This window comes from Corynebacterium sp. 2571A, from assembly GCF_055700935.1.
Genome location: NZ_JASTTE010000003.1, coordinates 403,980 through 423,976 on the forward strand (window position 1 = coordinate 403,980; position 19,997 = coordinate 423,976).

A 19,997-nucleotide genomic window follows, 5' to 3' on the forward strand; every position below is an offset into this window, starting at 1 on the left:
GCGTGGATTGCGATCGGTGTTATCTCCCTAGTCGCCGTAGTGTGGGAGCGTGCCCGCCCGGCGGCTGTTGGCCTTATTATTGGTCTTAATTTCATGTGGGCGGTGTCGTTTACGCTGATTGGCGGACGCGGTTGGGTATCCTCGCTATCCTACGGGACTATCGCTTTTGTTGCGTTGTGGGCTTTTGGGCGGGGGCGGCGGCCTAGTACTCCTGATTTTTCTCTCGTTAGGGGGTGACCTATGGCCCTATCGGGCGAAATTTTGTCACTGTTGGGCGCGATAGTGGCCGCGGGGCTCACGTGCGCCGGGGTTATTTTTACGGCCCGGTCGAATGTCAAGGCGAAACAAATCGAGGCGGCGGCCCCTGATTGGTCCGGGTTTACCGATAAAATCATGGAACGATTGGATCGGCAGCAGCAAGAAATTGATACTCAATCCGCGCTAATAAAAGAACTTCGCTCTCGCGTTGATGTTCTGCAAAAAACGATTGATTCCACGCGGCGGAAGTATTGGGGGGCGGTGGCCGGTCTCCGCAGGGTTATTGGCCACTACCCCGGCGCGCTGGACGCCGCGCGCCTTCCGGCGGAAGTGAAAGAGGACGTTGTTAACGGATAAGGCTAGTGCTCCCCGTCCCCGGTTGGGGGCGGGGCCTTTTTGTGTTTTTCGGGGCCTAGCCTTTGTAGGTGATCTGGTAGGGGATATCCGCTAGTGCAAGGTTAGTTGCGATTTGCGTTACTAGGGAGGTGTGCTGTTCTTCTGTCATTCGGTACCGCGCGGCCTCTTCATCGTTTCGGCAGGCGGTGATTTTGGCGGAGCCTTTTTCTTCGGCTATTGATACGAATTCATCGATCTGGTCAAGCCGGCCCGCCCACATGAATAGGATTTCTTCTGATACCTGGTAGGGCGGGGTGTTGGTGGTCATCCAGCGTTGTGCGGTACGTTTGTTGACCTTGAATTTACCTGCGATATCGTCGGCCGTTAGCGCCATGGCGCGGGTTAGGATTTTGAATTCTGCCGGTGTCATAGTGGCTTCTTCCCTAGAGGGCGTCGATGATTTCGTTCCATTCTTCGGAAGGATGAAGGGTGTATTCGATTCCGTCGATCTTTTTTACGTCCGCAAGTACGTGGCGGGTTTCCATGGTCCCGAAGGGGGAAACATGAACCCAGTGATTGGTAGAGGGGTGCCACGTTAGGAGGGAGTTTTTAGTTGGCGGCGTATACGGGTGGAATTGTCCGTATCGGTGATTACGGCGGCGTTTTTCATAGTGGTCGGTCCTTTTGGTTAGCTTGCGTCAATTAGGTCTTGGAAGGCGGAGGCCGTGTTCCGGCCCCGTAGTGCCTGAGCGGGGCTTGAACCCCGGTGCCTGCCAGTCAGTCTTTCCTGCTAGGCGGGAATGATATCTTCCGGGGTTAGGGTGTTCCAGGTTTTGGTATATTCGTTGAGCGTCTCGGCAACGACCGCGTTGAAGATGCCGGCGACTAGTCCATCTTCGTCTAGTGCGATTATGGTTCCGGCGGGGTAGGTAACTTTTTCTGCGCCACGGTTGAAGGTCAGCTCGTTCTTCGTCTTAGCGAATAGGGTGGCGTCTCGGTTAATCATTTTCGGTCCTTTCCGAATTCTTAGCGGCCTTTCGGGCTGTTCCCTTCGCCGCATACCTATATTTTAGCAACACCTGCCCACAATGTCTACCCGCAACACAATTACTATTCAGTGGGGCTACTCACTCCCGGAGGGCGGGTAAAATTCATCGCGCCACCGGTGAACGGTCTGTCTAGTCACGCCGGCGGCGCGGGAAATTTCCTGAATCGACACGGAATCATTCCATGTCAGGCGGGCCACCTGAGCCCGTAGCCGTTCGTGCTCCCGGTCAAGGGCGGACTGAATCTCCGATATCCTTTCCCGCTGTCTGCGAATGTCGTAAAAAATCGGGCTGTTGAGCTGCGACGGGGTAGTAATCTCTTCAGCCCTAATATGGATTGGCCTAACCCCTAGATTTTCTTCGATTTCGTCCAGTGCGGACTCAAGTTCGCCTTGCGAAAGCCTCTGAAGTTCGCCGGTGTTTTCTGTCACTAGCCACCCTTCCGGAGCCTTTACCGTTTCCCCTAGTATGTGGCCGACGGGTGAAACGATCACGCCGTCAACCCCGTTCCATCCGCTCCACGCGCTAGCCCAGCGCGCTAACTCTTTCTCCCGGTCGAGCTGGCCGCCGCCATGGCGGTAAAGCGCTTCCTGTGCTTTTTTCGAATTCCACGCGTTAATCGTCGCGCCCCTGTAGTCAATTTCCATCCCGCGTTGTCTCCAGTCCGTAGTTGATGGCTTCCTGGATCATTGACTCTAGCCGCAGTCTAATGTATGGCGGCACGACATGCCTAACGGGAACACTATGCCATGAGTCACACTACGGTTGTGGGGCGATCCCTCAAAAATCCCCCACTAGCGCCGGGAAGTGGGGGATTATCGGGACAGCTAGCACTATCGGAAGTCTGGTGACCTGCAATAACGGGAACCATGCAGGCCACAGAACCCGCAGGATCTTAAGAGCTGGGTCAAGGTCGAGCTGACCGACACCGCCCGCTAGGTTTTCAATCTATTTTCAATAGCCGGTTTTTCGGCTATACTCAGTGGGTATGACAACGCACGGTCACGGTCACGGTCACGGTCACAGTCGCGATCACTCGCACGGCATCGACCCGCAGAACACCCCGTTGCGCGCGCTGGTTACGGCGCTCGCTGTCACGGGCACGGTGTTTTTCGCGGAGGTCGCCGGCGGCGTGATCTCCGGCTCGCTGGCGCTGCTGGCCGATGCCATGCACATGCTCTCCGATGCCACCGGGCTCATCCTGGCGGTCATCGCCGTGGTCATCGGACGCAAGGCCGCTTCGCCCCGGGCCACCTACGGCTACCGGGGAGTGGAGGCGCTCGCCGCCGCGGTCAACGCCGTGGCGGTCGTGGCCGTGTCCGTGTGGATCGTCGTCTCCGCCTTGCTGCGCCTGAGCAACGACGAGGCAGTGGACCCGCACGTGATGGGCGGGGTGGCCGTCGTTGGCCTGCTGGCCAACGCCATCAGCGCGTGGGTGCTGCACCGCCAGCGCAGCGCCTCCCTCAACGTCGAGGGCGCGTTCCTCCACGTGCTGACCGACCTGTTGGGCTCGGTGGCGGTGATCGCGGCGGCTGTCGTCATCTACTTCACCGGCTGGCACGCCGCCGACACGATCGCCTCGCTGGCCATTGCCGCCATCGTCGCCCCGCGCGCCATCAAGCTGCTGGGCGCGTCCCTGTCCGTACTGCTGGCCCGGGTGCCCGCCGGCTACGACATCGCGGAAATCTCCGCCGCGCTGGAGCAAATCCCCCGGGTGCGCGCCGTCCACGACCTGCACGTCTGGTCGGTCAGCGGCACCGAGGCGCTGGCCACCTGCCACCTGGTGGTCAACGACGATTTCTCCACCGGCCCGGTGCTGGATAGGGCGCAGGAGATCCTGCACGAGATGGGCATCGAGCATTCCACCATCCAGCTCGAGCACCCCGGGCACCAGGCGCACGAGACAACCTGTACTGAGCACTCGCACCGGGATTAGGCCGGGGTTAAGCTAGGCGGCATGGGTTTCACCACGCCAAGCTATGACCTGCCCGACCTGTTCGCCCGCATCGACCGCGGGGATATCCAGCTGCCTGATTTCCAGCGCTCCTACGCCTGGGACGAAGACCGCATCCGTTCTTTAATCGTGACCGTCCTGCGTGGCTACCCCATGGGGGCGATGATGGCCCTGGACACGCGCAACGAGCCGCAGCGGTTCCGGCCGCGCCAGATTAGCGGGGCCCCGGCCACCGACAGTGCGCCCGGCATGCTGCTGCTGGACGGCCAGCAGCGCCTGACCAGCCTCTACCACTGCTTCCGCGGCTCCGGCGAGGTAGAGACCACCGATTTTCGCTCCAAGAAGATAACCCGCAGCTTCTTCGTCGACGTGCGCAGCGCCGTGCGCGGGGACCTGCTGCCGGACGAGGCGGTTTTCGCCGTCAACCAGGCTGGGCTGGTGCGCTCCCACTTCGGCCCGGACATCGAAGGCAACCTGCACGAGCGGCACCAGCAGGTGGCCAACCTCTGCCTGCCGGTCGCCGCGCTGCTGGGCGAGGAGGGCCCCGCGCTGCTTTTCGACATGGCCGCCCAGGCCGGCGAAGGCGACCGGGAGCTGCTCGCGGCCTTCCAGCACCGGGTCATGGCGCCGCTGAACGGCTACCACACGCCGATCATCCGGCTGGCGCGCCACACGGCGCGTGCGGGCGTGGGCTCCATCTTCGCCCAGGCCAACGCCGCGGGCCTGCAGATGGACGTCTTCGACCTGCTCACCGCGGTCTTCGCCGCGGAGGACCCGGACTTCCACCTGGCCCGGGACTGGGAGGTGACCGAGCGGGTGCTGCGGGACTACCCGGCGCTGGACGGCATCGGCCGCACGCAGTTCTTGTCGGCCGTATCCCTGCTGGTTACCGGCTCGCGGGGGCCTGCGCGCGGGCAGCGCGAGGACATCCTGAACCTGCGGCTGGCCGACTACCAAAAGGCCACCGAGACGCTGCGGATTACCTTCCGCGAGGTCGCCGAATTCCTGTCGCAGCGCTGCATCTTCGAGCTGGACCAGGTGCCCTATAGCGCCCAGATCGTGCCGCTGGCGGTGATTTTGGCCCAGCTTTCCGACGCCCGCGGCGAGCACGGCCGGGTCTTGAGCTCCCAGGCGGCCTGGGACAAGCTCAATCAGTGGTTCTGGTGCGGGGTCTTCGGCGAACTCTACGGCTCGGCGGCGGTGAAGCTGCGCTCGGCCCGCGACGTCGATCAGGTCACCGCCTGGGTCGGAGGCAAGACGGACCGGGCGCCGAAGACGGTGCGCGACGCGCAGTTTAGCGAGTCCCGCCTGCTGTCCGCCGGCCCGGACGACGGCGTCTTCCACGCCATCTACGCGCTGCTGATGGGCAGGGGAGCGCGGGACTGGCGCACCGCCCAGCCGTTTAACCGCGGCACCATCGGGGAGCTGCAGCCGGGCTTCGAGCCGGTCTTCCCGTTGCCGTGGGCGCAAAAGCACGGGGTGGCGGGCGCTGTGGCGGAGTCCGTGCTCAACCGCGCGCCCATGGGCAAGCGCACCGAGGTGGTTCTGGACGGCTATTCGCCGGCGCGCTACCTGCCCCGGGTACAATCCAAGTCTTTAATGGAAGACCACGAGTTCGCAGCCGTTTTGGCCAGCCACGAGCTCGACCCGGACTACCTGTGGGCCGCCGATTTCGACGGCTTCCTGCGGGATCGCCGCCAGCGCCTGGTGGCGATGATCGAATACGCCATGGGCAAGCCGGTGCGTCGGGACGTGGACGAGGCCGATCTGACTGCCGGAGAAGAAGGACCGCAAGCCTTTGTTCGCTAAAGGTGTTCGCACCCGCGCTGCAGTCGTCGCCGCCCACGTCGCGTCGGTGGCGCTGTGCCTGACGCTGACCGGGTGTACCGACGTGCTGCACCAGCCGACGGCGGTGCCCACGGATTCGGTGACCCCGGCAGAATCCGACATCAACTTAGACGACGCGGCGGCCGAGAACCGCAACCGCATGGTCAAGGAGGAGTTCAAGGGCCACTTCCACGTCTTCGAGGACCCGTACGGGCTGGAGACGCTGCGCTACTTTTTCCCGGAGTCGCCGACGCTGGTCATTAGCGACCAGCGGGATTCCTCCAAGCTGCGGGCGGCCTCTATCGCGGTGTCCCAGCGCGCGCCCATGCTGGTCTACGACGAGTCCATCCGCCAGGACATCTACACGGAGATGGCCCGGCTGGGCGTGGACCGGGCGTTGATGGTCGGCCGGGTGCCCATGACGGCAGCGGACGGCGCCGTGCGCCTCATCCAGGACCCGGGCACGACCTGGGCGCTGGGGCAGATCACGGCCTTCCAGTTCGAGAGCAAGGTCGTGGCCAACCGGGAGAATATGGCGCGCGCGGTCGCGCACCTAGACGGGCGGACCCTCACGGAGCTGAAGGCGGCCTGGGAGCCGCTGGAGCGGCTCGAGGACGAAGAGGCCGTGCCGCTGCCGGCGCAGTCGCGGCGCGACGCGGACATGGCGCCCATCGTGGTGGCCACGGAGGCGGCATCGGTGGCGTCGGTGGCCAACGCCCGGTCTTATGGGGCGGGCGTGCGGATGATGCCCACGGCCGACCCGCGGGAGTCGAAGGTCTCGCAGGCCATGGTCGAGGGGATGGAAGACGGCCCGCTGGTGGCTCTTGGCCCCGAATTCGGGGATGAAAAACTATTAGCCGATAGAATTAGAGAAGGCTGGTCGGAACCCCGCCCTGTCAGTAGCGTTCCCGCTGCATAGCTAGGGTACACGGGAAGGCCAGCCGGGTCCCTCTTTTCCAGTCAACAACCCCAGGAGCCTTCAATGACCAAGCCCCTAGTAGTGATAGCCGACAAGCTTGCCCAGTCCACCGTCGACGCGCTTGGTGAGTCCGTGGAGGTCAAGTGGGTCGACGGCCCGAACCGGGCCGAGCTGCTGGCGGCCGTCCCGGCTGCCGATGCCCTCTTGGTGCGCTCCGCCACCACCGTGGACGCGGAAGTGCTCGCCGCCGCCACCAACCTGAAGATCGTCGGCCGCGCCGGCGTCGGACTCGACAACGTCGACATCGACGCGGCCACCGAGCGTGGCGTCATGGTGGTCAACGCACCGACCTCGAATATCCACTCCGCCTGCGAGCAGGCCATCGCCCTGCTGCTGGCCACCGCCCGCCAGGTGCCCGCCGCCGACCGCAGCCTGCGCGAAGGGCGCTGGGCGCGCTCCGAGTTCAAGGGCGTGGAGGTCTACGGCAAGACCGTCGGCATCGTCGGCTTCGGGCACATCGGGCAGCTTTTCGCCCAGCGCCTGAAGGCCTTCGAGGCCACCCTGCTGGCCTACGACCCGTACGCCAACCCGGCCCGGGCCGGCTCCCTCGGCGTCGAGCTGGTCGAGCTCGACGAGCTGATGGAGCGCTCCGACTTCGTGACCATCCACCTGCCGAAGACCCCGGAGACCGCCGGGATGTTCGACGCCGAGCTGCTGGCCAAGGCCAAGCCCGGCCAGATCCTCATTAACGCCGCCCGCGGCGGGCTGGTGGACGAGGCCGCGCTGGCCGACTCCATTCGCTCGGGCCGCCACCGCGGCGCCGGCTTCGACGTCTACGCCACCGAGCCGTGCACCGACTCGCCGCTCTTCGAGCTGGACGCGGTGACCGTCTCCCCGCACCTGGGCGCTTCCACGGTGGAGGCCCAGGACCGCGCGGGCACGGACGTGGCGGCCTCGGTGCTCAAGGCGCTGGCCGGCGAGTTCGTCCCGGACGCGGTCAACGTCTCCGGCGGCCGCGTGGGCGAGGAGGTCGCCCTGTGGCTGGAGCTGGCCCGCAAGGTCGGCCTGGCCGCCGGCAAGCTGCTGGATTCCCCGGCCGTGGCCATCGAGGTCCAGGCCTGCGGCGAGCTAGCCGGCGAGGACCCGGGCGTGCTGGGGCTATCGGCCGTGCGCGGCCTGTTCAGCGGCGTGGTGGACGAGCCGGTCACCTTCGTCAACGCCATGCAGATCGCCGAGAGCCGCGGCGTCGACGTGCGCGTCGGCACCGGCGAGGCCGCCCAGGGGCACAGCTCCGTGTTGCGCGTGAAGGTCATCGGCTCCGGCGGCGAGGTCTCCGTTCTGGAGGGCGCGCGCACCGGCATCGATGGCGTGGAGAAGATCGTGCGCATCGATGGCCGCGGCGTCGACATGCGGGCCCAGGGCCGCAACCTGTTCTTCCGTTACGCCGATGCCCCGGGCGCGCTCGGCACGGTCGGCACCGTGTTGGGCGGAGCTCGCATCAACATCGAGGCCGCCGCGCTGACCCAGGGCAAGCTGGCCGACGACGCCGTCCTCATCCTGCGCGTGGACAACCCGGTCTCCAGCGAGCTGACCGACGAGATCTGCGACAAGCTGGGGGCGACCTGCTTGCAGCTGAACTTCGACGCGTAGGCCTTTAAACGAGGCTTACGCGAGAAAATGTGATGCCGAGGCGGGAGGCCCCGGAAGCCGGCCCGCGAACAAAAAGGGCCGCCGGGCCGCCGGGTTTGCTACACTGAGCCAAAGTCCACTATGCGGAATAGGAGTCTCAGTATATGAAACTGGCGGTTATTGGCGGCGACGGAATCGGCCCCGAGGTCACGGCGGAGGCGCTCAAGGTGCTGCGCGCTGTGCGCTCGGACATCGAGGCCACCGAGTTTGACCTGGGGGCTTCCCGTTACGTGCGCTCCGGCGAGCTGTTGACCGAGGACGACCTGGCGGCCCTGCGCGAGCACGACGCCATCCTGCTGGGTGCTATCGGCGACCCGGCCCGGGTGGCGCCCGGCGTGCTGGAGCGCGGCCTGTTGCTGAAGCTGCGCTTCGCACTTGACCACCACGTCAACCTGCGCCCGTTCACCTCACGCGCCGGCGCGGCGAGCAGCCCCTTGGCCAACCCGGGCGACATCGACCTGGTGGTCGTGCGCGAGGGTACCGAGGGGCTCTACTGCGGCAACGGCGGGACCCTGCGGGAAGGCACCCCGCACGAGGTGGCCTCCGAGGTCTCCCAGAACACCCGCTTCGGCGTCGAGCGGGTGGTGCGCGACGCCTTCGCCCGCGCGCAGGCCCGCCGCGGGCACCTGACCCTGGTCCACAAGACCAACGTCTTGGTCAACGCCGGTGGCCTCTGGCAGCGCACCGTCGACGAGATGGCCCGCGAATACCCGGACGTCACCGTCGACTATAACCACGTCGACGCGGCCACCATCTACCTGGTCACCGACCCGGGCCGCTACGACGTCATCGTCACCGACAACCTCTTCGGCGACATCCTCACGGACCTAGCCGGCGCGGTCACCGGCGGCATCGGCCTGGCGGCCTCCGGCAACATCGACGCCTCCGGGGCCAACCCCTCCATGTTCGAACCCGTCCACGGTTCCGCGCCGGATATCGCCGGCAAGGGCGTGGCCGACCCGACCGCGGCCATCCTGTCCGCCGCGCTGCTGCTGCGCCACCTAGGCGACGAGGACAACGCCGCGCGCATCGAGAAGGCCGTGGCCGCCGACGTTAGCGCGCGCACGGGTGCCCCCATCGTGACCGCCGAGGTCGGCGACCGCCTGGCACGAGCCGTGTGCGCTGGCTAAACCCGCCTGGACCGGCCCAGCGGCCGGCAACCGCCGGGGAAGAATGCAGGAAACTGCATACCGGCCCCGGCCGGCTTGTAAGATGGTCACGATGGCTACCAAGGCACTGAATTCTTTGTCCCCTCGCTCCCGCCGCACCCCGCGGGCGGCGGCAGCGCTCATCGTCGCCGCGACCGCGCTGGGGCTGGCCTCCTGCGCCGGTGGCGACGGCTCCTCCGGCTCCGAGAGCGACGCGAGCGGCCCCGAGGGGGCCAAGGAGCTGGCGGCCGACTCCCGCGAGCTCGTCGCGGACGAGAACGGCAACGGCGTGGCTACCACGCAGGCCTTCTTCGACTCGGCCTCCGAGGTCTTCGTCGCCGGCGAAGACCGCAACGCCCAGGCCAGCGCCGCCGATGCCGCCGTGGCCGCCGGCGCCCCCATGCTCGTCGTGCGCGGCGAGGGGGCTGCGCGGGATGGCAACGTGGCCGCCGTCGCCGAAGAGATCGAGCGCCTCGGCGCGGAGACCGTCCACGACTACGGCGCCGGCCTGAGCGATGCGGACCTGGCAGACGGGTTATCGATCGAGGCGATCGAGGACTTCGGCACCCAGGCCGCGGACGCGGCGGATCCCTTGGGGGAGGTCAAGCGCATCGCGGGCCTAGACAGCGAGTACGACGTGCCGGCCGCGGCGCTGATTTCGGCCCAGACCGCCGAGGGCGAAGGCGGGGCCGCCTTGGCGGCGACGGCCCGCTCCGCCGGTGCCGAGGTGCTCGGCGTTCCGGTCGCCGACCCGCGCGCGACCAGCGAATCCATGCAGGCACTCGAGGACGGCGCCGTGGTCGGCCTGGGCAAGGACTTCGACTCCCAGGACAAATTCGACGCCAGCGCCGAGCTGGCCGCCGCCGGGGAGCTGCCGGGCGGCGGCGGGCTGGTTTTCCCGGGCCGCCGCATGGTGGCCCTCTACGGGCACCCCTCCGGTGGCGCCCTCGGCCTGATGGGGGAGCAGCCCCCGGCCGAGGCCGTCGACCGCGTGGAAAAGCTGGTCGACGAGTACCAGCCGCACACCGACTACCCGGTCATGCCAGCCTTCGAGATCATCGCGACGGTAGCCTCCTCGGAGCCGGGCCCGGATGGTGATTTCTCCAACGAGGCGGATCCGGACGAGCTTATCCCGTACATCGACGCCATCACCGAGGCCGGCGGGTACGCCTTCCTGGATCTGCAGCCGGGCCGGGCGCGCCTGCTCGACCAGGCGAAGCTCTACGAGGACCTGCTCAAGCGCCCGAACGTCGGGCTGGCCCTGGACCCGGAGTGGAAGATCGGCCCGGACGAGCAGCCCATGGGGCGCGTCGGCCACGTCGAGGCCCAAGAGGTCACCGAGGTCGCCGACTGGCTGGCCGGGTTGGTCCGCGACAACGAGCTGCCGCAAAAGGGCCTTATCGTCCACCAGTTCCAGCTGCAGATGATCCGCGACCGCGAGACCATCAACACGGATCACCCGGAGCTGGCCTTCATCCTGCACGCCGACGGCCACGGTGGCCCGGATCAGAAATTCGACACCTGGAACACCATGCAGCAGGGCCTGAGCGACGACTACTTCATGGCGTGGAAGAACTTCATCGACGAGGACACACCCACTTTCACCCCCGAGCAGACTTATGACATAAAACCGCGCCCCTGGTTCGTCTCATACCAGTAACCTAGCTCACATGAGCGTGGAGATTACCGAGGTCCGCACCTTCCTAGCCGCCCACGAGCCCTTCGCCCGCCTGCCGGGCGCGGAGCTCGACGCCCTGCCCGCGCGCTGGACCATGCGCTACGCCCGCCGGGGCGAGGTCTTCGTGGAGCCGGGCGCGCCCAACGATTTTCTCTACGTCATCCGGTCGGGCGCCGTGGACATCATGGACGCCGACGGGGTGCTGCTGGACCGGCGCGACGCCGGCCAGAGCTTCGGCTATTCCACGCTGGTGGGCAAGAACTCCTCCCGCTACCGGATGGAGGCCGTCGAGGACAGCCTGGTGCTGGCCCTGCCGCGCGCCGACTTCGCGGAGCTGGCCCAGCGCCACCCGGACGTGGACCGCTATTTCTCCTCCCAGTCGCGCCGCATCCGGGCGGAGGCGAAGAAACTCACCGACACCGAACACGCCGAGATCCTGCGCCAGCGCGTGACCGACCTGCCGCTGCAGGAGCCGGTCACCGCCGCGGCCGAAGAGGGCATCGCCGATGCCGCCCGCCGCATGACCGAGCACAACGTCTCCTGCCTGGTGGTCACCCATCCCGCCGACGGCAGCGCGCGCGGGATCGTCACCGACCGGGACCTGCGCGCCCGCGTGGTGGCGGCCGGCATCGACCCGGCCCAACAACTGTCGACCGTGATGACCGCACCGGTGGCCACGGTGCGCCCCGACAGCCTCGTGATGGAGGCGCTTTTGGTCATGGCCGAAAAGTCCATCCACCACGTGCCCGTGGTCGACGGGGAGCAGGTGGTGGCGGTGCTGCTCCAGGCGGACATCGCGCGCACGCTGCAAGAAGACCCGCTCTACGTCGCCGCGGACTTCCACCGCTGCGAGGCCGGCGCCGAGCTGGCCGCTGCCTTCGCGCATTCGCGCCAGCTGGCCGCCCGCTACGTGCGCCGCAACGCCTCCCCGCAGGAGACCGCCGGGGTGCTGACCTTGGGCGCGGACGCCCTGGCCCGGCGCCTGTGCACCCTCGCCGAGCGCGAGCTCGGCGCGCCGCCGGTGGATTACGCCTTCGTCGCCGTCGGCTCCCAGGGCCGCCGCGAGGTCGGCTTCGCCTCCGACCAGGACAACGCGCTGGTCCTGGCCGGCGACTACGACGAGTCCCGCCACGGCGAGTACTTTGCCCGCTTTTCCGAGTTCGTCTGCCAGGGCCTGGCAGACGCCGGCCAGCCACTGTGCCCGGGCGATATGATGGCCAGCAACCCGGAGTGGCGGATGCCCGTGGGTGCCTGGGACGCGACGTTCCGCCGCTGGGTCCAGGCCCCGCAGCCGGACGCCCTTCTCCACGCCCAGGTCTTTTTCGACCTGCGGGCGGTGGCCGGCAGCGCGGAGCTGGCCGCCGGGGTCCACCGCGGGGCCGTGGCCGCCGGGCAGGCGTCCCGGCGCACGCACGCCCACCTGGCCAGCCTGGCCGCCCGCCGCGAGCCGCCGCTGACGTTTTTCAAAGGCTTCGTGGTGGATCGCTCCGGCGACTACGCGCAGACCCTCGACGTGAAGAAGGGCGGGCTCGCCGCCGTGGTGCAGATGGCCCGCCTGTACGCGCTGGTTACCGGCAGTACGGCCGTCGACACGCGCAGCCGGCTTGGCGATGCCGCCGGCCAGAGCGTCAGCCAGCAGGGTGCGGCCGACCTGCGCGACGCCTTCGACTACCTGACCAGCATCACCCTGGAGCACCAGGCCGGCCAGCACGCCCGCGGCGAGCAGCCGGATTACCACCTGTCGCCGAAGGAGCTTAGCCGCAACCAGCGCGAGCACCTGCGCGACGCCTTCCAGATCATCAAGGGCCAGCAAAACGCCCTGGCCACCAAGTACCCGGTCCGCAATATTTAGCCCGCGCGCGAGAAAACCGCGAGAAGACAAGGAGGCAGGCCCATGGCGCTTTTTCGCCGCCCCCGCCTGGAGCTAGGCGCCCCGGCCCGGTCCACGCCGCTCGCGGAGCTGGAGCTGCTGGCAGTCGACATGGAGACCACCGGGCTAGACCCGCGGCGCAACTGGATCGTCTCGGTCGGCTGGGTGCCGGTGCGCGGGCGGGTCATCGACTTGGCGGGCGCCGGCTACCACGTCGTGCGCGGGGCCGAGGTGGGCGAGTCGGCCACCATCCACCTGCTCACCGACGACGCCCTGGCTAGCGGCGAGGCCGAAGACGAGGTCCTGGAGTCTCTTTTCGCCGCCCTGCGCGGGCGGGTGCTGCTAGCGCACTTCGCCGGGCTGGAGGTCGGGTTCGTCAACGCGGCGGCCCGGCGCCACTTCGGGCGCGTGCCGCGCCTGGAGGTGGTGGACACCTTCGGGCTCGAGCGCCGCCACATGGAACGGATGGGGACGTACCCGCGCGGGGAGGACCTGCGCTTAGCAAACGTGCGTGCGCGCTACGGTTTGCCGGCCTACGGCAGCCACAACGCGCTGGGCGATGCCCTGGCCTGCGCCGAGCTCTACCTGGCGATTGTCAGCGGGATGCGGGTAGGTACGCTCAAAGAGATCCAGCGCGGAGTGCAGATCAAAGGAACCTAACAGGGGGGATTAACAAAGTTGCAAAGGAGTCCATGAGTACACTATGCGTCATGCGTTTAGGACGAATTGCACACCCAGAAGGAATCTGTTTCGCCATCATCGAGGGCGAGGACGAACTCGTCGCGAAGGAAATCGCGGACACCCCGTTTACCACCCCGAAGCCGACGGGCCGGGAGTGGAAACTGGACGAGGTGCGCCTGCTGGCCCCGACGCTGCCGACCAAGGTGGTCGCCTTGGGCCGCAACTACGCGGACCACGTGGCCGAGGTCTTCAAGGAGTCCGCGGAGCACCTGCCGCCGACCATCTTCGTCAAGCCCTCTACGGCCGTCATCGGCCCGGGCAACGCCATCAAGATCCCGGATTTTGCCACCCGCGTGGAATTCGAGGGCGAGCTGGCCGTGGTCATCTCCAAGCCGTCGAAGAATATTAAGGCCGAGAACTGGCGCGACCACGTGCTGGGCTACACCATCTGCAACGACGTCTCCTCACGCGACCTGCAGTTCTCCGACGGCCAGTGGGCCCGCGCCAAGGGTATTGATACCTTCTGCCCACTGGGGCCGTGGATCGAGACCGACCTGGACACCCTGGATCTGGACAACACCAAGATCAACGCCTACCTGACCCACGAGGGACAGCGGGAGCAGAAGCAGGACTCGAACACCAACCAGATGATCGTCAAGATGGGCGGCATCCTGGAAGAGATCTCCGCCTCGATGACCCTGCTGCCGGGCGATGTCATCACCACCGGCTCGCCGGCTGGCACCGCCCCGATGACGCCGGGCGATCACATCGAGATCGAGATCCCGGGCATCGGCTCGCTGTCCAACCCCATCGCGCGCGCTTAGTAACCGCGCGCGTCTACCGGCGGTAGGCTGTGGGGCATGCAGCACGACGAGCGCGCAGACAACCCCCACGGCCCGCACGGCCGCGAGCATTTCGCCGCGGTCTACGGCCAGTCCGAGCAGGTCTGGTCCGGCAACCCGAATGCGGCCCTGGTCAGTTTCTTAAGCGATGCCCCCGCTCCGCCGGCGGGCACGGCACTTGACATCGGCTGCGGGGAGGGCGCCGACGTCGCCTACCTGGCTAGCCGCGGCTGGCAGGTGGTGGGCATCGACCTAGTCGACGTGGCCATCGAGCGCAGCCGGCAGCTGCTGTGCGAACAAGCCCCCGACGCCGCCGCCCGCGCCCGGCTGGAGGCCATCGACTTCCGCGATTTTTCCGCGCGCGGCGAGACCTTCGATCTGGTCAGCTGCCACTACAGTACCCTGCCCGCCGAAGCGGAGACCCTGCACGCCCTCGAGGACGCGGTCGCCCCGGGAGGCTACCTGCTCTTCGTCCACCACTTCGCCGACGGCGAGGGCGTGGCCATGCCGGCGTGGGTGCGGGATCGCCTGTCTAACCTCGAGGTTTTAAGCTTCGAGTCCCGCCCGCGCAACGTCAGCCACGGCGCGGGCGCGCACCACCACGAGGACGTGGTGCTCATCGCCCAGCGGCCCGCCGGGCAGAGCTCCTAGAGGCCCAGCGTGGCCAGGATGGTGCGCAGCTTGGCCGTCGTTTCTTCCAACTCCGTGTCCGGGTCCGAATCCGCTACGATGCCCCCGCCGGCCCAGGCCCGCGCGCTCAGGCCGTCGCCGGCAACCTCGGCGCAGCGGATGGCCACCATGTATTCGCCGTCGCCGGCCGAGTCGCACCAGCCGACCGCGCCGGCGTAGAAGCCGCGGTCGGTCTCCGCGGTGTGGATGAGGGCTTCGGCCGCGGCCGTCGGGGTCCCGCAAATGGCCGGGGTGGGGTGCACCCGCAGGGCCAGCTCCAGCGCGTTGGTGGAAGAATCTGCCAGCGTGCCGGTAATCGGGGTGCCCAGGTGCCACATCTCGGTGGTGCTGAGCAGCTGCGGGGTCTCCGGGCAATCCAGGTGGGAGCACAGCGGCTCTAGGATGCGCCGCAGGTGCTCGACTACGAAGGCGTGCTCGGCCTGGTCCTTGGCGGACCCGCGCAGGGTCTCGGCGGCGCGGGCATCGGCGGCGGCGTCGGGATGCCGCGCCGCGGAGCCGGCCAGGGGGAAGGCCGAGACGGTCGAGCCCTGCTTCTTGATAAGGACCTCGGGGGAGGAGCCGACCAGCATCGCGCCGGTGCGGCCCGCCGGGGTTAGATCCGCGATGAATCCGTCGCGGTGGGAGGAATTATCGATAAGCCGCGCGGCGACCAGCCGCGGGTCGACGGGTTGCGCGAAGGCGATATCGACGGCGCGGGCCAGCACGACCTTCTCCAGGCGGGAGTTCTGGATGGTGGACACGGCGGCCTCGACGCGCCGCAGGTGCTCCTGCGGTTCCGGATCCACCCCGGAAATCTCCGCGTTGAGGTGGCCGCGCCGGTAGTAGGCGTGCGGTTCGAGGGGGCCGTCCTCGCGGATGATAGACCGCGGCACCGTCAGGGCGGCGGGCTCGTCCGCGTTGAAGGGGATAGCCCCGACCACCATCTCGTGGCGGGACTCGCGCAGAGCTTGCGCCGCCTCCCACGGGTCCGTGTAGGACTGCGCGCAGCCCTGGGTGCGCACGGACCCCGTGGCGCGCGAGAGGAGGAAGTCGGGCGCGGTCGATGGCCGGTTTTCATGCATGAAAAAATATTTTAGTCACCCGGCTGCGTTACCGCGGAATCAGCTCGGTCCTGCCGGCGCTGCCGCCAGTAGACCGCGAATACGAGGTAGGCGCCTACTAAGAAGGCCACCACGCCCATCCCCGCCAGGATCCCGGACCAGAAGCTGACCTTGTCCATGGTCAGGCCGACCGGGGCCGGCTGCTCGGTGGCCGGGCCAGACGCCTGCGCCTGCGGGTCTTTAAGCGGGGCCGGTTCCGCCTCCGGATCCTGAGTCTCGGCCGACTTGGCCGCCTCCGGCTTGCCCCCAGCAGGTTTCGGCGCCGCGGCCTTGGCTGCCTTCTTGGGCGCGGGCTTGGCCGCGGCCGCCGGTCCGGTGGCGCCCGTCCCGCCACGCGTGGAAGGTGCTGGCTTCGGCCGAGCCGCGCCCTGCGTGCCGCTTCCCGCCGGGCCGGGGGCGGCCTGTGACACTCCAGCGGCCGGGGCGGAGGGGCGGCGGTGGCCGCCTGCCGGCGTTGCCGGGCGGGCCGGGGTGCGGGAGGCCGCGGCGTCCTTGCCCGCCTTGGTGCCCACCAGGGCTAAGGCCTTCTTCTCCGTGTCGCCGACGGCCTTGTCCAGGGCCTGCAGCTCCTTGTTAATGCCGTTGAGGTCCCGGGCGATGGCCACGGGATCCAGGCAGCCCTGGGAGGCCGTGACGTCGATGGTCCCCTCCACGGCGCCGCCCGCCGCCCGGCCGTCTCCAACGAGGAAGCCGACGCTCAGGTCGCGCGGTTCGGCGTCGTCCCCGGCAAAGCTCAGGCGCAGCTGGTAATAGCCGGGCTCGCTGAAGGCAAAGCCCACGGGCAGCGGCTCATCCCCGTCCAGGGTGGCCTCGCCGGCGGTCTGCTCGGCGCTATCGAAGAAGGGCTCGGCGGCGGCATCGTCAGCGCGGGCGCTCCAGGCAGCGACGCGGGCCGAGTCGGTGGGGCGCTCAGCGACCTCCACGTGCACGGCTGTGCGGGCGCCAGCGTCGGCATCGGGGGCGGCCAGGCGCAGGTGGCTGCCCGGGCTGGCGGGGGAGAGCACCCAGGTGGTGCCATCAAACCCGAGGGAGTCTGGTTCCTGCCCGGTGCCAGCGACCCGGAAGGTGGCCGCGCCGGAGGCCAGCGGGGACTCGCTGGAGTCGGTGGAATCAAAGACGCCGGTGGCCGGCCCGTCCACGGACTCGTAGAGCGCCAAGGCCTGCTCGCCGTGGCTAATGCCCCGGGTGGTGGCCGGGTGCTCGCCGCGCTTGACCAGCGAGAGGGTGCAGGGTTCGCCGTCGGCACTCGGTTGGCTGGTTGGTTCTGCCGTACTCGCCCCCGGCGCGGCAGTAGTTGCCGCGCAGAAGGAGCAGGCCGCCAGCACCGAGAGGAGGCGGCCGGCACGCCGTCGGGTGGCGCAGAGCGATGGGGTAGGAAGAGTTGTCACGGTGTTTGCACGCTTTCTAGTCGTTCGTTGGCGCGGCGGCGGCCCTTGAGCGGTGCCAGGGCCCACACGCATAAGAACAGGGCGGTCAGGGTGAGGACGATGGTGGCCCCGGCGGGCAGATCGATGGCCCAGGCCAGGTAGATGCCCACCACGCTGCCGGCCGCGCCCAGGGCGGCGGCCAACCACAGCATGGGGGTCAGCCGGTCGCAGACCAGCCGGGCGGTGGCCGCCGGGGTGATGAGCAGGGCGAGCACCAGCACGTTGCCCACGGTGTTGACGGAGATGACAATCGCGGCGGTAATGGCTAGGTAGAGCGCGATATCTAAGGCCATAACCGGCAGGCCCAGCGCGCGGGCGGATTCCCGGTCCAGGCAGACCGCGCGCAGCTGCGGGCCGCAGGCAAACAGGAAGGCGCCGACGGCCGCAGCCACCCCGAGCGCGATCCAGATCTGGGACGCGGAGGTGCCCGTCAGCGAGCCGAAGAGGAAACTGGTCAGCGACGCGGTGTAGCCCTCCTGCCGGGAGATGATGACATTGCCCAGCGCAAAGGCCGCGGCGAAGAAGATGCCGATGACCGCGTCGGTCTTGAGGCTGTCGCGGCGGGAGAACAGCGCGATGAGTACGGCCACCACGCCGCCGGCGACGGCCCCGCCGGCCAGCAGGGAGACCTGCAGGCTAAAGGCGATGGTCAGGCCGGGGAAAACGGCGTGGGAGACGGCGTCGCCGATAAACGCCATCCCGCGCAGCACGACGTATCCGCCGACCAGGCCGCAGACCACCGCGGCGACGACCGCGATGATGACTGCCCGCAGGAGGAAGGACAGCTGCGGGTTGGCCAGGTCCGCGAAGAACTGGGCGATAGAGACCTCGAGCATGCCTAGCTCACCCCCAGCGCCGCTAGTAGCGGGGACGTGGTGCGCACGCCGAAGGCCTCCACCCAGGCTGCGGGATCCGCGCGGACCTGTGCCACCGGCCCGTCGGCGACGACGGTGCGGTTGAAAAGCACCAGGCGCGGGCAGGTGTGGACGGCCTCGGCGAGGTTGTGCGTGGACATGACAATCGCGGTGCCCTCAGCCACGAGGCGGGCGAACAGGTCGAGGAGCTGCTCGATATTGGGCGCGTCCAGGCCCGTGAAGGGCTCGTCGAGGACCAGCAGCTCCGGCTCGGTGGCCAGGGCCCGGGCGATGAGCACGCGCTGGCGCTGCCCGCCGGACAGCTCCGCGATGGGGCGCCGGGCGAGTTCGGTCAGGTTGGTCTGTTCCAGCGCGCGGTGGGCGGACTGCCGGTCGCCGCGGCCCGGGCGCTTGAGCCACCCGATCAGCCCGACCCGGCCGAGCAGGACGGCCTCGTAGACTGTGCACGGAAAGGACCACTCCACCTCGTGGCGCTGGGGGACGTAGCCGAAGCGGCGGGTCAGCCCTACCGTGCCGCGGTGGGGCACAAGCCCCAGGCAGGCGCGCATGAGGGTGGTCTTGCCCGCCCCGTTCGGGCCCAGCAGGCCGACCAGCTCCCCGCGGCGAATGCGCAACGACGCGCCCCGCACCACCGGCCGGGAGCCGAAGGAAACCTCCACGCCCTTCGCGTCGAGGACCGGCTTTGTCTCCTGCTGTTTAGGCATGGTCGTGCCCCTTCCGCCGGCGCAGCACTACCGCGATGACCGCGAGGACCACAAGCGCTGCCCCCGCCAGCCCGGCGCCGATAAGCCAGCGCGGGGCGGGACCGTCCTCGGCGCCCGTGCGGGCGGCAGCCGGGTCCCACTGCGCCTCGTGCGCCTGGGCGGGGTCCGCGTCCGCCGCAGAACCGACGGCGAAGGTCAGGATGCCGTCGGTTCTTAAGTCCTCGCCGCTGCGGGTCTGGGCGTGCAGTCGGATACCCACCTGGTGGATGCCGGGCTCCGTGAAGACCCAGTTGGCGTGGGTATGCGTGCCGGAATCCACCCAGAAACTATCCGCCTTGCCCGCCTTCGTTGACCAGAGGACCTCGGGCGGCTCGAAACCGCCGTTCTGCAGGAAGAGGGAAAATTCACCCGGGCCACTGTGGCCCAGAAACTCCATGTCCACGCCGCGGTCGACGGCCTCGACCAGCGAGGGGGCCTGCGTGTTCCAGCCCAGCCACGGCACGTCCGCGATCTCGGTCTGCGGCACGGTCCAGACCGGGGAGGAGCCTTCCGCACCGACGAAGGAGAACTCGTCGTCATCCGGCACAGTCAGCTGGGCGGCATCGCCGACGCGGAAGACCACGTCGTCCAGGTGGCGCCAGACCGGCTGCGGCTGGGAGTCGTCGCGGGCGAGAAACTCGGCCTGACCGTCGATGACCTGGGCGCCGATGTCAACGTGCCCGTGGTCGATGGTGGCCTCCTCCCCGGCGGGGGCTATGGCCTCATTGCCCTCGACGACCTGGGCCAGGTCCCCGGCCTGGGCAGGCCAGACGGCAGGGCCTGCGGCAAGGCAGGCGACGGCGGCGGCAGCCACCAGCGCGCGGGGCGCGCGCAGGCAACGGATGGGATGGATTCGTGTCATGGTCATAAGTCCTTTTGCTTCTAACTTTTGTGGGGAATGGGTGCGGGCGGTT

At 68.1% G+C, this 19,997-nt stretch carries 19 protein-coding genes; 11 read left to right on the forward strand and 8 right to left on the reverse strand.

The features are described 5' to 3' along the window. The first annotated feature begins 240 nt into the window (after positions 1-240). The gene (locus tag QQS53_RS08305; RefSeq protein WP_472775389.1) at positions 241-615 is read left to right on the forward strand and encodes a hypothetical protein; all 375 of its coding nucleotides are present in this window, start codon (positions 241-243) and stop codon (positions 613-615) included. Between the two features lie 55 nt (positions 616-670). Here QQS53_RS08305 and QQS53_RS08310 read toward each other — a convergent pair whose 3' ends face one another. From QQS53_RS08310 to QQS53_RS08320, 3 genes are all read right to left on the reverse strand, one after another. Further along, complete coding sequence (locus QQS53_RS08310) at positions 671-1,024, reverse strand: hypothetical protein (RefSeq protein ID WP_472775390.1); 354 nt, start codon at positions 1,022-1,024, stop codon at positions 671-673. A 360-nt stretch (positions 1,025-1,384) separates the two neighbouring features. Next, positions 1,385-1,600, reverse strand: a complete 216-nt coding sequence (locus tag QQS53_RS08315; RefSeq protein WP_472775391.1) for a hypothetical protein — start codon at positions 1,598-1,600, stop codon at positions 1,385-1,387. A 117-nt stretch (positions 1,601-1,717) separates the two neighbouring features. Then, on the reverse strand, positions 1,718-2,287 hold the full coding sequence (locus QQS53_RS08320; RefSeq protein ID WP_472775392.1) for a helix-turn-helix domain-containing protein: 570 nt from the start codon (positions 2,285-2,287) through the stop codon (positions 1,718-1,720). Between the two features lie 341 nt (positions 2,288-2,628). On the opposite strand from QQS53_RS08320, the gene QQS53_RS08325 reads away from it, so the two are divergent. The 10 genes from QQS53_RS08325 (at position 2,629) to QQS53_RS08370 (ending at position 14,899) form a co-directional block, all read left to right on the forward strand. After that, positions 2,629-3,576 carry a cation diffusion facilitator family transporter gene (locus QQS53_RS08325; RefSeq protein ID WP_472775393.1) on the forward strand — a complete coding sequence of 316 codons (948 nt, stop codon included), beginning with the start codon at positions 2,629-2,631 and terminating at the stop codon, positions 3,574-3,576. A gap of 21 nt (positions 3,577-3,597) precedes the next feature. Beyond that, a complete protein-coding gene (locus QQS53_RS08330; RefSeq protein ID WP_472775394.1) occupies positions 3,598-5,403 on the forward strand; it encodes a GmrSD restriction endonuclease domain-containing protein in 1,806 nt (601 codons plus the stop codon). Further along, a complete protein-coding gene (locus tag QQS53_RS08335; protein WP_472775395.1) occupies positions 5,393-6,340 on the forward strand; it encodes a hypothetical protein in 948 nt (315 codons plus the stop codon). Before QQS53_RS08330 ends, QQS53_RS08335 begins: the two co-directional genes overlap by 11 nt. A gap of 63 nt (positions 6,341-6,403) precedes the next feature. Further along, positions 6,404-7,990: a phosphoglycerate dehydrogenase gene (gene serA, locus QQS53_RS08340; protein WP_472775396.1), complete on the forward strand. Its 1,587-nt coding sequence runs from the start codon at positions 6,404-6,406 to the stop codon at positions 7,988-7,990. Between the two features lie 143 nt (positions 7,991-8,133). Beyond that, positions 8,134-9,159 carry a 3-isopropylmalate dehydrogenase gene (locus tag QQS53_RS08345; RefSeq protein WP_472775397.1) on the forward strand — a complete coding sequence of 342 codons (1,026 nt, stop codon included), beginning with the start codon at positions 8,134-8,136 and terminating at the stop codon, positions 9,157-9,159. A 91-nt stretch (positions 9,160-9,250) separates the two neighbouring features. Continuing rightward, the gene (locus QQS53_RS08350; protein ID WP_472775398.1) at positions 9,251-10,837 is read left to right on the forward strand and encodes a cell wall-binding repeat-containing protein; all 1,587 of its coding nucleotides are present in this window, start codon (positions 9,251-9,253) and stop codon (positions 10,835-10,837) included. A gap of 10 nt (positions 10,838-10,847) precedes the next feature. Then, entirely contained in the window at positions 10,848-12,707 is a 1,860-nt protein-coding gene (locus QQS53_RS08355; protein ID WP_472775399.1) for a DUF294 nucleotidyltransferase-like domain-containing protein, read from the forward strand. Positions 12,708-12,749: 42 nt separating this feature from the next. Continuing rightward, entirely contained in the window at positions 12,750-13,385 is a 636-nt protein-coding gene (locus QQS53_RS08360) for an exonuclease domain-containing protein (protein ID WP_472775400.1), read from the forward strand. Positions 13,386-13,435: 50 nt separating this feature from the next. Continuing rightward, positions 13,436-14,230, forward strand: coding sequence for a fumarylacetoacetate hydrolase family protein (locus QQS53_RS08365; RefSeq protein ID WP_472775401.1), 795 nt, complete (start codon positions 13,436-13,438; stop codon positions 14,228-14,230). Positions 14,231-14,266: 36 nt separating this feature from the next. After that, complete coding sequence (locus QQS53_RS08370; protein ID WP_472775402.1) at positions 14,267-14,899, forward strand: class I SAM-dependent methyltransferase; 633 nt, start codon at positions 14,267-14,269, stop codon at positions 14,897-14,899. Here QQS53_RS08370 and QQS53_RS08375 read toward each other — a convergent pair. Genes QQS53_RS08375 through QQS53_RS08395 form a run of 5 tightly spaced genes read right to left on the reverse strand, consistent with a single transcriptional unit; the run spans position 14,896 to position 19,945 of the window. Further along, positions 14,896-15,999, reverse strand: coding sequence for an isochorismate synthase (locus QQS53_RS08375; RefSeq protein WP_472775403.1), 1,104 nt, complete (start codon positions 15,997-15,999; stop codon positions 14,896-14,898). The genes QQS53_RS08370 and QQS53_RS08375 overlap by 4 nt on opposite strands. Positions 16,000-16,010: 11 nt before the next feature. Then, entirely contained in the window at positions 16,011-17,426 is a 1,416-nt protein-coding gene (locus QQS53_RS08380; RefSeq protein WP_472775404.1) for a hypothetical protein, read from the reverse strand. Continuing rightward, a complete protein-coding gene (locus tag QQS53_RS08385; RefSeq protein ID WP_472775405.1) occupies positions 17,423-18,301 on the reverse strand; it encodes an anchored repeat-type ABC transporter permease subunit in 879 nt (292 codons plus the stop codon). Before QQS53_RS08385 ends, QQS53_RS08380 begins: the two co-directional genes overlap by 4 nt. Positions 18,302-18,303: 2 nt before the next feature. After that, on the reverse strand, positions 18,304-19,044 hold the full coding sequence (locus QQS53_RS08390) for an anchored repeat-type ABC transporter ATP-binding subunit (RefSeq protein ID WP_472775406.1): 741 nt from the start codon (positions 19,042-19,044) through the stop codon (positions 18,304-18,306). Further along, positions 19,037-19,945: a choice-of-anchor M domain-containing protein gene (locus tag QQS53_RS08395; protein WP_472775407.1), complete on the reverse strand. Its 909-nt coding sequence runs from the start codon at positions 19,943-19,945 to the stop codon at positions 19,037-19,039. The genes QQS53_RS08390 and QQS53_RS08395 overlap by 8 nt, the downstream gene beginning before the upstream one ends. Positions 19,946-19,997: the final 52 nt, after the last annotated feature.